Source organism: Acinetobacter sp. 24-47-62, assembly GCF_056779765.1.
Window position 1 is genome coordinate 27,334 of sequence record NZ_JBWYIN010000014.1, and the last position, 14,017, is coordinate 41,350.

General features: G+C 38.8%; 11 protein-coding genes. 4 read left to right on the forward strand and 7 right to left on the reverse strand.

The window, feature by feature from the left end; genetic code table 11:
- Nucleotides 1-165 precede the first annotated feature (165 nt).
- The 3 genes from rnr to AC1M87_RS11750 all read left to right on the forward strand — a co-directional run bounded on the left by rnr (nucleotide 166) and on the right by AC1M87_RS11750 (nucleotide 5,066).
- Nucleotides 166-2,604, forward strand: coding sequence for a ribonuclease R (gene rnr, locus AC1M87_RS11740; RefSeq protein ID WP_180028268.1), 2,439 nt, complete (start codon nucleotides 166-168; stop codon nucleotides 2,602-2,604).
- 172 nt (nucleotides 2,605-2,776) lie between these two features.
- Complete coding sequence (locus tag AC1M87_RS11745; protein ID WP_035265188.1) at nucleotides 2,777-4,816, forward strand: M3 family metallopeptidase; 2,040 nt, start codon at nucleotides 2,777-2,779, stop codon at nucleotides 4,814-4,816.
- A 40-nt stretch (nucleotides 4,817-4,856) separates the two neighbouring features.
- Nucleotides 4,857-5,066, forward strand: a complete 210-nt coding sequence (locus AC1M87_RS11750) for a YheV family putative zinc ribbon protein (protein ID WP_171076743.1) — start codon at nucleotides 4,857-4,859, stop codon at nucleotides 5,064-5,066.
- Between the two features lie 54 nt (nucleotides 5,067-5,120).
- On the opposite strand, the gene AC1M87_RS11755 is transcribed toward AC1M87_RS11750, so the two are convergent.
- From AC1M87_RS11755 to AC1M87_RS11775, 5 genes are all read right to left on the reverse strand, one after another.
- On the reverse strand, nucleotides 5,121-7,340 hold the full coding sequence (locus AC1M87_RS11755; protein WP_481593794.1) for a TRAP transporter large permease subunit: 2,220 nt from the start codon (nucleotides 7,338-7,340) through the stop codon (nucleotides 5,121-5,123).
- Nucleotides 7,341-7,679: 339 nt separating this feature from the next.
- A complete protein-coding gene (gene rrtA, locus AC1M87_RS11760; RefSeq protein ID WP_481593795.1) occupies nucleotides 7,680-8,267 on the reverse strand; it encodes a rhombosortase in 588 nt (195 codons plus the stop codon).
- An 87-nt stretch (nucleotides 8,268-8,354) separates the two neighbouring features.
- Complete coding sequence (locus tag AC1M87_RS11765; RefSeq protein ID WP_035265182.1) at nucleotides 8,355-9,398, reverse strand: hypothetical protein; 1,044 nt, start codon at nucleotides 9,396-9,398, stop codon at nucleotides 8,355-8,357.
- A gap of 537 nt (nucleotides 9,399-9,935) precedes the next feature.
- The gene (locus AC1M87_RS11770; protein WP_180028258.1) at nucleotides 9,936-10,106 is read right to left on the reverse strand and encodes a hypothetical protein; all 171 of its coding nucleotides are present in this window, start codon (nucleotides 10,104-10,106) and stop codon (nucleotides 9,936-9,938) included.
- A gap of 205 nt (nucleotides 10,107-10,311) precedes the next feature.
- The gene (locus AC1M87_RS11775) at nucleotides 10,312-10,572 is read right to left on the reverse strand and encodes an FAD assembly factor SdhE (RefSeq protein ID WP_035265169.1); all 261 of its coding nucleotides are present in this window, start codon (nucleotides 10,570-10,572) and stop codon (nucleotides 10,312-10,314) included.
- A gap of 179 nt (nucleotides 10,573-10,751) precedes the next feature.
- Here AC1M87_RS11775 and AC1M87_RS11780 point away from each other — a divergent pair, with 179 nt between their 5' ends.
- Complete coding sequence (locus tag AC1M87_RS11780) at nucleotides 10,752-11,924, forward strand: acyl-CoA dehydrogenase family protein (protein WP_481593796.1); 1,173 nt, start codon at nucleotides 10,752-10,754, stop codon at nucleotides 11,922-11,924.
- A gap of 47 nt (nucleotides 11,925-11,971) precedes the next feature.
- Here the strand turns inward: AC1M87_RS11780 and AC1M87_RS11785 are convergent, their stop codons facing one another.
- The gene (locus AC1M87_RS11785) at nucleotides 11,972-13,471 is read right to left on the reverse strand and encodes a flavin-containing monooxygenase (RefSeq protein WP_481593823.1); all 1,500 of its coding nucleotides are present in this window, start codon (nucleotides 13,469-13,471) and stop codon (nucleotides 11,972-11,974) included.
- A gap of 179 nt (nucleotides 13,472-13,650) precedes the next feature.
- On the reverse strand, nucleotides 13,651-14,016 hold the full coding sequence (gene rplQ / locus AC1M87_RS11790; protein ID WP_034587447.1) for a 50S ribosomal protein L17: 366 nt from the start codon (nucleotides 14,014-14,016) through the stop codon (nucleotides 13,651-13,653).
- Between the last annotated feature and the right edge of the window lies 1 nt (nucleotide 14,017).

Genomic DNA, 14,017 nt, shown 5'->3' on the forward strand with positions numbered 1-14,017 from the left:
TTTCAGGTTTTTTACCTTTAATCTGCATTAATTTCACTTTAATACTGTCTATTCTGCATCTCTTTTATAATTTATGAACTAAAAACACTTTATTGCAATCATTTACGTGCAGTATTTCTTATCATGTCTTATGCTAAACTTATCTTCTGATATGAAGCCAAAGACATTATGAAAAATTGGGTCGACCCTGAAGCCAAAGCGGAAGCTGAACGTTACGATAATCCTATTCCAAGCCGTGTTCTGATTCTAGAAACGATTGAGAATAAGAAAAAAGCATTGTCTCATGCAGACCTTGTGGAACACTTCGAAATTGCGGATCAAAAAAGTATTGAAGCACTTAGTCACCGTTTAAGTGCGATGGTTCGTGATGGTCAATTGACGAAAGAAGGTTATAAGTTCCAGCTTATGGCAGATCAACCTGTTCATGATGCGACCATCTATATCAATAGCAAAGGTTTAGGGGTTGCGAGTATAGATGGTAAGAAAGAAGAATATTTGTTACCTGAGCGTGAATTACGTCAAGTCTTCCATGGTGACCGAGTTAAAGTTCAACAGACCTCTGTTGACCGTAAAGGTAAACCATGGGGTTTCATTACTGAAATTACCCAACGACGCGTCAAACAAATCATTGGGAAACTCGCAGAATATGAAGGTGAATACTTCATTCAACCAGCAAATCCAAATGCGCATCAACCGATTACCTTAGAAAAAGAACTCATTGCGCATGCGAAAGCTAAAGTTGGTGATTCTCTTCGAGTTGAAATTGATGATTTTCCAAATCGTGAAGAGTTTGCTACAGGCCATATTATTCAATCTATGGCCGACAAATCTGATACTGAAATTATTATTCCTCAAACCATTTTAGAATATGGTTTACCTTACGAATTTCCAGAAGCAGTAGTTCAAGAAGCTGAAAGTTTTAAAGAACCGACAGCACGAGATCGTCAAGGACGCATTGATTTAAGAGATTTACCCTTAGTCACAATTGACGGTGAAGATGCTCGTGACTTCGACGATGCTGTCTATGCAGAAAAACGTCCTGGTGGCGGCTATCGTGTCGTGGTTGCGATTGCAGATGTCAGTCATTATGTTCGTATTGGTAAACCTTTAGATGATGAAGCACAAGAACGCGGTACGTCTGTGTACTTCCCTCACTTTGTCTTACCGATGTTGCCTGAAGCACTTTCAAATGGCTTATGCTCACTCAATCCAAATGTCGATCGTCTATGTATGGTCTGTGATTTGAATTTAAGTCGCGCAGGTAAAGTCACAAAATTTGAATTCTATCCGTCGGTGATGCACTCTAAAGCACGACTCACCTATGACCAAGTTGCAAAATATTTTGAAGGTGATAGTCAAGCTGTACCTGAAGATCGTACAGTGCGTAAATCACTGAATACATTATTCCAACTTTACCAAGTATTAAAAGGTTTACGTGCAGAACGCCATGCAATGGAATTTGAAACCGTTGAAACGTACATGACCTTTGATGAACTTGGTGGAATTAAAGAAATTCTACCAAGATCACGTAACGATGCTCATAAACTCATTGAAGAATGTATGTTGTTAGCCAATGTCGCTGCTGCTGAATTTGCTTTAAAACACGAAATTCCAATGTTGTATCGTGTGCATGAGCCACCTGAATTCTCACGCATTCAAAAAGTTCGCGACTTTGTTAAGTTATTAGGTTTGAAATTCCCTGATCAACCTACGCAAGCGGACTACCAAGCGGTCATTGAAGCCACTAAAGACCGTATTGATGCGCCAAGTATTCATGCTGTGCTTCTTCGCTCCATGATGCAAGCTTATTATGGGCCAAATAACGCTGGTCACTATGGTTTGGCGTATGAGGCATACACTCATTTCACCTCTCCAATTCGTCGTTATCCAGATTTATTATTACATCGTGCTATCAAAGCACACCTCAAAAATAAACCTGCACCAGTCTCAGGTGGCGCACTAGAAGAAGCCGGTAATCATTTCTCGGCAACAGAACGTCGAGCTGATGAAGCTTCTCGCTCAGTGACCACTTGGTTAAAATGCCATTATATGCAACAGCATCTTGGTGAAGAGTTTGTTGGCGTCATTAGTGCTACGGCTGAGTTTGGTCTATTTGTCACTTTAAAAGATTTATATGTCGATGGTATGGTCCATGTAAGCCAGCTTGGCGATGACTTCTTTGTCTTCGATCAAGCGAGTCAAAGTTTAGTTGGGCAAAATCGTGGTCAGACCTTCGGTTTGGGTGATGAAGTACGCATCAAGGTTGCAGGTGTCAATTTAGAAGAACGTAAGATTGATTTTGAATTGATTCAACAACTCAGCCATGCAGGTCGCGCTATTCGTAGTCGAGCACCACGTGTCGTGAAGGAAAACCCGGTCACCAAGCAAGAAGCGTTAAATCGCATGTTGAATGAGCCTGTCGAACTCCTAAAAGATAAAGATGAAAGCGGTGAACGCCCTGTTCGTAAGAAAAAGTCCAAGGCAAAACCAAGCTCTTATACTAAAAAATCAGACAAAAAATCTGATGGAAAAGTAAAAGACAAAGCGAAAAAGAAAGCTAAAGTAAAAAAGAAAAAGTCGAATGCGAAAGCTAAATTAGACTAAATCTTTAAAGAGCGCTACGGCGCTCTTTTTTTTAAGCTTTATTTTTTTAATTTATAATCAAGTGCACCGATTCTTTATTTAGCACTTACGTAAATAATTGAATGTATCACTTGATTTAAAGTCCATAAACCCCTACATCTAAATGAAGTAAATGAATCAATTAGGTCCTTGAATGACTTTAGAAAAGGCAACTTTGCCTGTACCCGATTTTTCTCAAATTACACTTGATCAACTTAAAGCACAGATTGAACAAGCGATTCAAAATGGTCAACACTTTATAAACCAACTCGAGAAAGTCCCAGACACGGTACAATTACAATTAAATGTGCTCGATCAAATCGATCAATTAGAAAACCAAATGAGCGAATCTTGGGGTATTTTGTCTCACTTAAATGCTGTGATGAACAATCCTGAAACCCGCGAGATTTATCAGTCTCTTTTACCTAGCTTAAGTGAATACTACACACAATTAGGGCAACATACTGCGCTCTATCAAACCTACCAATATGTGCATGATGCACCTATTTTTTCGGATTTACCAGAAGCTCAACAGAGTGCGATTAAACTTGCACTTAGAGACTTTAAACTCTCAGGCGTGGCTCTAGAAGGCGAAGCAAAAAAACGCTACGCAGAAATATCAGCTCGTTTATCGCAGCTTTCTTCAGATTTTTCTAACCACGTTCTTGATGCCACACAATCATATTTCAAACCATTAACTGAAGATGAACTTGCTGGTTTACCTGCGAGCAGTATCGAACTGCTAAAGCAATACGGTCAACAACGTGAACTCGATCAAGCCGTGGCGACATTGGATTTCCCTTCTTATCTTGCGATCATGACTTACGCAGATAATCGAGAGCTTCGCGAAGCCTTATATAAAGCATATACCACGCGAGCGTCGGATCAGTCAGATCACCCTGAATATGACAATACTGCGGTGATGGAAGAAATTCTCAAATTGCGCCAAGAAATGGCTCAACTTTTAGGTTTTGATCATTATGCAGCATATTCACTGGCAAGTAAGATGGCTCCAAGTGTTGAAGCTGTAGATCAATTCCTGATTGAGTTGGCAGAACATGCTCGTAAACCTGCCCTACAAGAAATTGAGGCATTAAAAGCAATTGCTCAATCTCATGGTGTAGATGAACTACAACCTTGGGACACGACGTATTTCTCGGAAAAACTCAAAGTTCAACAGTTTAATCTGTCTCAGGAAGCACTTAAGCCATACTTCCCTACCCCTGTCGTCGTTCAAGGTTTATTTAAAATTGTGGAGCGTTTATATGGTATTCAAGTCATTGAACGTGAAGCACCTGTATGGCATCCAGATGCACGATATTATGAGCTTGAAGATCAAGGCAGTGTCATAGGTGGATTCTATTTTGACTTGTACGCTAGAAGTGGGAAACGTGGTGGAGCATGGATGAGCGGATTCCGCTCACGTATGCAAACCAACAATGGCATGCAGAAACCGATTTGTTACATGGTCGGTAATTTTACACCACCAATTGGTCAACAGCCTGCGCTTTTAACACATGATGAAGTCGTTACTCTTTTCCATGAGTTTGGACATGGTCTGCATCATATGCTCACAGAAGTAGATCATATCTCTGTAGCAGGCACACATGGTGTCGCTTGGGATGCCGTCGAGCTGCCAAGTCAGTTTATGGAATTCTGGACTTGGGATAATGAAAGCTTGGCTTTAATCAGCCAACACATTGAGACCAAAACACCCTTACCTGAAGAACTCCTTAAGTCGCTTTTGGATGCGAGATTTTTCCAATCAGGCATGCAAACCCTTCGTCAACTAGAGTTTGCCATGTTTGATTTGAATATACATAAACAATCTCCTGCTTTAGATGCAATAGCTATTCAACACACTCTAAACGAAATTCGTGAACAATATGCTGTTCTCCCTACAGCACCTTACAACCGATTCCAAAATAGTTTTAGCCATATTTTCGCAGGGGGTTATGCCGCAGGCTACTACTCTTACAAATGGGCTGAAGTTTTGGCAAGTGATGCATTCGATCGCTTTGAACAAGAAGGCATCTTCAACCAAGAGACTGGACTTGCTTTCCGCAAAGCAGTGCTTGCTGTAGGCGGTAAAGATACAGCGCTTGATGCCTTTGTTAAATTTAGAGGTCGTGAGCCTAAAATTGATGCATTATTACGCCATCAAGGTTGGACGAATGACACTAAAACTGCTTAAACTACGCTACTAATTTTTGAAGGTGAGTGTCATTATGTCGATCAAACGTCGTTTCATTGCAGGTGCAAAATGTCCGAAATGTGAAGCTATGGATCGTATTGTCATGCTCACTTCAGGTGATTCAGAATGGATCGAATGTATTGAATGTAACTATTCTGAAAATCGTCCGACACATATAGATGAACCTCAAATGCCTGAGGTTGCAGACGAAATTGGTGTTATTCAATTTAAGCCGCGCCCAAGAAATTAAGATGTTTTAAAAATCAACAAAAAATAAGCACCCGAAGGTGCTTATTTTATTTAATTATTGATACCAACCGAATAACTTAAAGATATAAGGTACATAGGCGATAATTAACATAGCTGGAATCATCACAATCAGAGGAAGAATCCAACGTTCGTATTTGTAGTAGAACGTTTTATCTTTCACTTCTGCATCGGCAGCAGCCACCTCTTCATCACCAATCGACTGCCTTGCGAGCAAGTGATTGAGTGCAACTGGAGGTGATACATAACCCAATTCGAAACCAATTAAAGCAATCATCCAGAAGTGAACAGGATCTATACCATAAGCGTAGGCGACAGGCGCAACTGTTGCTGAAATTAAGATGACAGCACCAAACGGATCCATAATCATCCCGACGAATACCATGAGACATACGATCAAGGTAATCACGATATAGATATTTTCAATATCCGTTGGGAAGTGTTCCATCAACTCGATACGCTCTAAGTATCCACCAACGCTGACAGACAATGCCATTAAGATCACAAGCGCCCCGATATGTCCGACTGTTTCACTTGCAGATACATGAATTGACTTCCAGAAACTCACTTTACGTGCAGGATTGTCTGGACTATCCTGTGCTGCAATTTCAGATGCTGACACTCGCGCCTTAGCTGCTTCTTGTTCAACCGAAGTATGGCTTAATGTCGTATCCCAATGTCCTACTGGTGCGAGCGGTGCTGGTTCATGACGTAATTTTTCATAAAGCACCATGACAAGTAAGATGATTGGCATCATGACTGGTGCAGTAAACTCATTCAAGTTGGTATTTAACGCATACTTGTAGAATGCCCACACAATCAGGAATACGATCACATAAGGAACTACTGCCACTAATGCCTTAGCGGAATTCGGGAATGCAACTGATGGCGCTGCAATACGGAATTTTTGCTCAGCAAAGAACAGTGAAATTAATAAGAACAAAGTTGAAGTGATGAGGAAAACACCAATACCATATTGGTATAACAAGTCAGTCGTCACTTCTTTGTTCAGCGATGCAACAACAACAATCAATAGACATGGACGGAGTACCACACCAAGCGAACCTGACATTGCAGCCGTAGCCAAAGCGAATTGACGGCGTCCGCCCGCATTCCAAACTTCTTTATAAATGATCGCACCTGCAGCGATTACAAAAATACCTGATGCACCTGTATAAGCTGTAGGTAATGCAGCAGCAAGTAAGATTAACCAGGTAAGCGTTTCAGGCGCTAGATTCCATGGACGTAAAATGTTTAGGAATTTATCAACAATTAATGTCTGCTTTAACAGCATACCTGCCCAAATGAACAGTGATAAATTAAGGAAAATAGTAGAGAACTCAACCAGCTGCCCTAAATAAATCCCTTGACCCATTGGATAGTCCATCACAAAGGTAAAGTTAAATCCTGTTGTGATCGCCATATAGGCATAAAGTGGGACTGACAATAATGCCATGCCAATCGTACCACCTGGCTTCGCATTTTCTGGTACACGGAACAATTGGTACAAACTAATTAATGTCAGTGTACTGAACAAGATTATCCATAACCAGTAGATGATTGTCATCTCACTGGTTGGCGGAACACCAGAGTTCAATACAGATCTATACTGACTGATCGCTGAACTGGTTAAGAAACTGTTCGCAAGTATCATTGCGACAGCGTAAACCCTATAATCTAAAACAGAACTTGGACCGCGTAGACCAATGTGGTGGATTTTAAGTGTTGCAGTGATCGCTGCAAGTACCACCATGATAATCAATAGAACTGCCTTATTTTCCGTACCAAATTGGAAAATACCAAAGAAAGTTGTTTCCATGGTTCGGTAAGTTCGTATTGAAGGGTTATCTTCTAAATACTGAATTGACTTATCGTAGAAGGCATATTTTTCTTCACATAACTGTTGACCAGCCAACACAGAGGCACGAACATCTTCTTCAGATGTTGTGCCAAAAATATCTGCAAATTCATCCTTTGCATTGGCTTGCATTTGGTTTTGAACCAGAAGGTCAATATTTGGATTTCGATCACAGACTGGCTTTTCAGGTTCAGCACGCAAGAATGAATACTGCATACCAATTTTTTCGTCACCGTATAGACTTTCACCTAAACGTAACATCTGCCCGTGAATCATTTCTCCTGTCCCGATGATGAGCGTCAGTAACAGTAGAAGCAAAATCGTAAACGCAGATATCCACTCAGTCCATATATAACTAAGTAGACCTAACCCAGATCTCTTTTTAGAAGGCTCTTGCATTGTTATTCCATTATTTAATACTGCTATACATTGCCTGTACAGCTCATCTTTTCTAATTCGGGCTTAGGCAAAATCCTTTACCTAATTTCCTTACCTCTTTTATCACATGAATCTGACTGATTTTTTTTTAAAAAAGAATGACTGACTTTTCCATTTTTTTTAAATTTATGCCAATTTTCATCAATTCACCTCTTAAGAGCGAGATAAAAACCAACTAAATCAGTAGGCTATACCATACTGTATTTCTTTTTTTAAACAAATATGACCTTAAAAAAATAAATGCAAAAGATTCGAATCTGATCACACATTAAAATAAGTGATAATTAAGTATCAGAGTAATTAAGAGATGTGTGTGTCCTTCACGGAGATGTGCTGATAAATTAAAAAGAGCATGCTGAGTAATGCCCCCCATATTGCACCTGTTAAATGTGCTTCAACCAATACTGGGCTACCAATCATTTGCGCAGTATCGAGAGAACCAAAGATATTTTCCCACAAAATTTTGCCCGTGATTAAAGCTAATACAAGCAGCGAGAATTTACGTTCTTTTTCAAATTTAAAAAAATAAACTGCCAAAGCCATATACATACCATGTAGTACCCCTGATAGACCTGCATAAGCTTCAACGTGAGGATAAACATAATAAAAACTTAAACTAACTAATGGCGGGAGTGCGATCAACAAGTACAACATGTACCTAATTTTGACATATGGGAAGATGAAAGGCAGACAGGCTAAACCCACCATATTCAATGCATAGTGTATCCATCCCACATGTACATAGTGAGCTGTCCATACTCGCCAAATTTCTTCATCCAATACAGGACGCCAATAGAAAAAATACTCCTGAAAAATCTGCAGACTAGCGGAAATACTGATACAGCATGCAATAAACAGTATTTTTCGAATCAGGATAGTATCTTTCATCTTTCGTATTCCTAAAAGAAAAAGAGCTTAAAAGCTCTTTTTCTTGAATAACTCCATTTTTTAATTTTGAACAAAATTAAAAAAATCTTATTCGCCTAATGTGTTCTCGAAAAGATCATCGGCTTCATTGGTCGCTTGATCATCCCAGAAGCTCGACATTCCATCAGCTTCAGTTCGTACACCTGTATTCTCCGTCCAATAACGGTCTGAGATCGCTTGTATCATTTGTCCTGCCATATTATCCAATAACTTAAACTCTGGATTTACAGGAACTTCTTCAGCACGTGAAGCGGCATAAGAACGTAATGCATCACGTATTTTTGCATCGTCACCACTGGCTTGTGCTGCAACAGCATACAAGGCATGCGATAAGCGTACTCCTTTTTGCTCACCAATTTGCATAGATTGTTTAAGCGTTTGGTATGGATCTGGTTTGCCTGCATCAGCTCCAGGTAATAATGTCCAAATCACTGCTCGAGTAGCATTCGGTACACCCCAAAACTTGTTGTTATCAAGACAGACCATGCCACGTTCAACAATTGCTGCGATATCTTTAGGAACATGCACTTGACCACCAGAAGCAATATCATTGGTCATCGCTTGTAAGCCACTTAACATCCCTAACAGATATACTGTTTGGTCAAGATTACGACGCATAGTTGGACATGAGTCACCTAAATTATATTTATATTTAGACTGCCAACGCTCCGCAAACAATTGATAACCCGTATATTGACGTTCGGCAGCAACAGCAGCCCAGCGCTTTTGTTCAATACGCGCATCTTGTGCTTCTGTCACTTGACCTGCTTTTGATGCTCTTAGGTATCTTAATTCTGCATCTAAGGCACGATTTTCTGCGCACATCCCTGAAGCTGAATATAAAAGAACTGCCATACGGGTCGGATCAGCACCCATATCTTTAGTCGCCATAATCACAGGAGTCAAAGCTGTGCCCTGATTACACACCATATCCACATCACCCATTGAGAGTACTGGCGGTAAGATGTGTTTTTCACTAAACGCAAGTGATGCATTCGCACCAGTTTTGATTACGTATGAACATCCAGATAAAGTTGTAGCTGCTACAACCGCAATTGCCGTGAAAAGACCTTGAGTCTTTAATTTAGACATACTTCCTGTCCTCAATTTTATAATTTTGTCATCCTTGCGATTTAAAATATCAGATGCAATCGCTGAATAAAAGTGCAGCAATGCACTTCATTAACAATTAGTCTGTCATTGATCTGAATTGAAATGATTGACTTATTTTTTGAATTGTTAAAATTTTGGGCAAAAAAAAGTAGCATTGCGACGGTTCGGCACATGCTACTTATTAAATGGTAAACTCAAGAGAGTTTATTTTGTTCGTTGTTGTGGTGTTCAATTCGTTCCTTCAGCACAGTTCCTAGTCTTCCAATTATAATTGCCATAACAGCAGCAACCACTAGAAACAACCACATATGAATTTCGCTCATTTTGAAATTCCTCATTAGCTGTTGGTATGTTTAATGTACTTTATAAATTAAGATTTCATCGTGTTTTTGTCTAACAATTTGATTTTCTTTCATTTTCGTCAAACAATTCATTTTTTATTCATATAATATATTTTTAAATAATTGTTTTTTATCATGTTTTAAATTTAAAAATAAAAGACTTATTGTCTAACAATTAGCCAAAACTTGCATGAGTAATCAAGCTTTTCCATTGTTTTTCATCTATTTGATCTCTCCAAATCACCAAAGAATCGAATTTATTTTCGTTAAAACTGAGTACTACGAAGTAATGAAAATGAAAAACTCGATTCAGTTTTGCTTGGTATATTTTTGGATTTGAAGTCATTTGAATCGACCATAAATCTTTGTCTATTTTTTGTAATTCTTTTAATTGTGGTTTTTTTCTAAAATTCCACCAGATAATCAGTATAAATATAATACTGCCCAAAGCATAAATGAGCTTAATACTGATTAATAAAGTAATACTCATGATGAAAATAGAGAAAACATGAAACACAGCCGAATAAGAGCTGTGTTTCAGTGAATAACGCTCATGGATTATGGACATAATCTTTTAATTTTTGAATAAATTGGCGCAATTCAGGTCGAGGTGGTTCAGAAACCTCCATAAACCAATCCAATAAATCAGGATCTTCTTGTTCAACCAGTTCAGCAAACATTGCTTTCTCTTCTGGTTCAGCTTGCAAATAGTATTGCTTTACATAAGGATCAAAATACACGTCAATTTCTTTTAAACCACGACGTGCGCGATAGATAACTTTACGCTCTTCAAGCGTTAATTCATCGTACATTTTTATCCCCTAATCTGTGTTCATTCCATTTTAACTGAAGCCATGAGCTTTGTGTTTTAAAAATATCAATTGACCAAATTCATCAGCAATTCTTGCGATTTGAGCATTCAACACATTGCACCAATGTTCAGGCTCTCTTATGTTGTGGCTAATCTAATAAAACTTATGGAAATATAAATATGCAATCAGGCGCAATTCGACCAATTCCTAATATGTTACCTCGAAAATTATTCAATGCAGAGCATGAAGCGTTTCGTGATACTGTCCGAAAATTCTATGAAAAAGAAGTCGTTCCAAATATTGCAAAATATGAAGAACAACAACATGTAGATCGTGACTTATGGAATAAAGCGGGTGAAATGGGTCTATTGTGCACCACAATGCCTGAAGAATATGGTGGATATGGTGTAGATCGACTCTACAGTATGATCCTCATTGAAGAACAAGCTTATGCAATGGATTCATCAACTGGTTTTTCATTGCATTCGGATATTGTTGCGAATTACCTGAATAATTTTGCCAACGAAGAGCAAAAGAAAAAATGGCTCCCTAAAATGGCTTCTGGCGAAGTTGTCACTGCCATTGCGATGACTGAGCCTGGTACAGGTTCAGACTTACAAGCTGTACGAACTTCTGCAGTTTTAGATGGCGATGAATATGTCATCAATGGTTCTAAAATTTTTATTACCAACGGTTATCTATGTGATATGGCAATTGTTGTGTGCAAAACAGGTAATAGTGATAAAGGTTCAGCCAACTTATCTCTCATTATTGTCGAAGCTGATCGAGCTGGATTCACCAAAGGTAAACCACTCAATAAAATTGGTATGAAAGGACAAGATACTTGCGAATTGTTCTTTGATAATGTTCGTGTACCAAAGGAAAATTTGATTGGTATGGAAGGCATGGGCTTCATCATGCTTATGAAAGAACTCGCTTGGGAACGTATGCTTGTTGCGATTATCTGCCAAGCAGGTGCAGAAGCTGCCTTTGCACACACAGTACAATATACAAAAGATCGTAAAGCATTCGGCAAGCCAATTGGCACATTTCAAAATACACGTTTTAAGCTAGCAGAACTTCGAACTGAAATAGACTTCTGTCGTTCTTATTTAGATCGTTGTATGGAATTACAACTTGAGGGTACGTTAGGTGTAGATGCGGCCGCAGCTGCAAAATATAAAATTTCTGATATGTTCTCTAAAGTCGTTGATGAGTGCTTACAGTTACATGGTGGCTATGGCTTCATGCTTGAATACCCTATTGCACGCGCATATATCGATAACCGTGCAAATCGTATATATGCCGGCACCAATGAAATCATGAAAGAACTCATATCACGTTCTTTATAAATAGAAAAAGGAAGCTTTCGCTTCCTTTTTATTTTAATAGCTATTCATTAAGATACTAATTTAGGCTTTTTTACTGACTGTGCAGGAGCCTTCGCAAATTTTAAAATACCATCATTAAAAGTCGCATTTTTGAGATCTTTACGATCAGCTAAATAGTTATGCGTTGCCATCCAAGGTGCCTTAGTACCTTGTTTTGGAAGTTGATCAGCCGCACGCGCAATATAACCTGATGACATTTCACCCATAACTGTTTCATCGAGCATTGCAGAATGGTCAGTTGGTGCGACAACTTCATCATAACCGTTCTGATCCATAAATTTGAATAGACGGCAAATATAATCAGCAATGACATCTACTTTTAATGTCCATGATGCGTTCACATAACCAATGACCATCGCCATATTTGGTACATCACTTACCATCACACCATTATAAAGCATATGTTCGCTAGTCTTGATCGGCTGACCATCAACAGTCGCTTTGATACCGCCCATAATTTGAATTTCTAGACCAGTCGCAGAAACAATGATATCTGCATCTAAGTGTTTACCAGATTTCAATTGAATACCATTTTCAGTGAATGATTCAATATGATCTGTTTCAACACTTGCTTTACCACTACGTAAAATTTTGAATAAATCACCGTCTGGCACTACACATAAACGTTGATCCCAAGGATTGTAACTTGGGGTAAAGTGTTTCATATCCACTTTACCTTTCAACTGCATTTCAATAGATTTAAGAAGTAACTTGCGAACCAGTTGAGGTTGTTTTTTTGACAAAGCAAAAATTGCACGTTGCATTCCGATATTACGAGCACGCGTGAACTTATATGCCATGTCCTCTGTCATAAATTTACGTGTTTTGTCATAAACAAAATCAATCGAAGGAATTGAAGCAATATAAGTTGGTGAACGTTGTAACATTGTTACATGCCCAGCCCCACCTTTTACCATTGCTGGTACTAAAGTGATTGCAGTTGCTCCACTACCAATGATAACTACTTTCTTGCCGGTATAATCTAAATTTTCAGGCCAAAATTGTGGATGAATCAATTGACCTTTAAATTTATCTTGATTTGGAAAATCAGGTTGGAAACCTTGGTCATAGTTATAATAACCTGTGCAGCCTAAGACGAAATTAGCTTGCCAAGTTTGTTTCTTTTGATTTTGATCTTCGATTTCTACAATCCATTTTTTTATTGAAGTATCGTAATTCGCAGAAAGTACACGATGCTCAAAATGAATTTTTTCTTTAATATTGTACTCACTAACAACTTCACCCAAGTAACCTTTAATCGAAGCGCCATCTGCAAGCACATTCGCTTTACGCCATGGCTTAAAATTGTAGCCAAAAGTAGACATATCTGAGTCGGAGCGAATACCTGGGTATTTAAACAAATCCCACGTTCCACCGAAACTTTTACGACGTTCGAGTATTTCAAATTTACGGTTCGGATTATTTTTAATTAAATGTGCTGCAATTCCAATTCCAGAGATACCAGCACCAACAATAAGAATATCGACTTGCTTATCCATTTCTTTTATTAACCTTTTTATAAGAACATTTTTATTAAAACATATTTTTGACAATACACAATGTCAAGTTTGACTAAAAGTTGCAAAAAACATGTCAATTCAGGTCAAGTAATGCCAATTGTTAGACAAAAAAAGGCCGGTTTATTCAACCGACCTTTTTTGAACAACTTGCGATGTTCTACACGAAATTATTTAACTTCGCGATCTACTAGCTCAACGTAAGCCATCGGTGCAGCATCACCTGCACGGAAGCCCGCTTTAAGAACACGTAGATAACCGCCGTTACGTTCTTTGTAACGAGGGCCAAGAACGGTAAATAATTTACCAACAGTTGCTGCTGAACGAGTACGAGCAAACGCTAAACGACGGTTTGCTACTGTATCGACTTTAGCTAAAGTGATTAAAGGCTCAGCTACACGACGTAACTCTTTTGCTTTAGGCACAGTTGTTTTGATCAACTCGTGTTCAAACAAAGAATTAGCCATGTTTTGGAACATCGCTTTACGATGACTGCTTGTACGGCCTAATTTCACACCACTATTACGATGACGCATG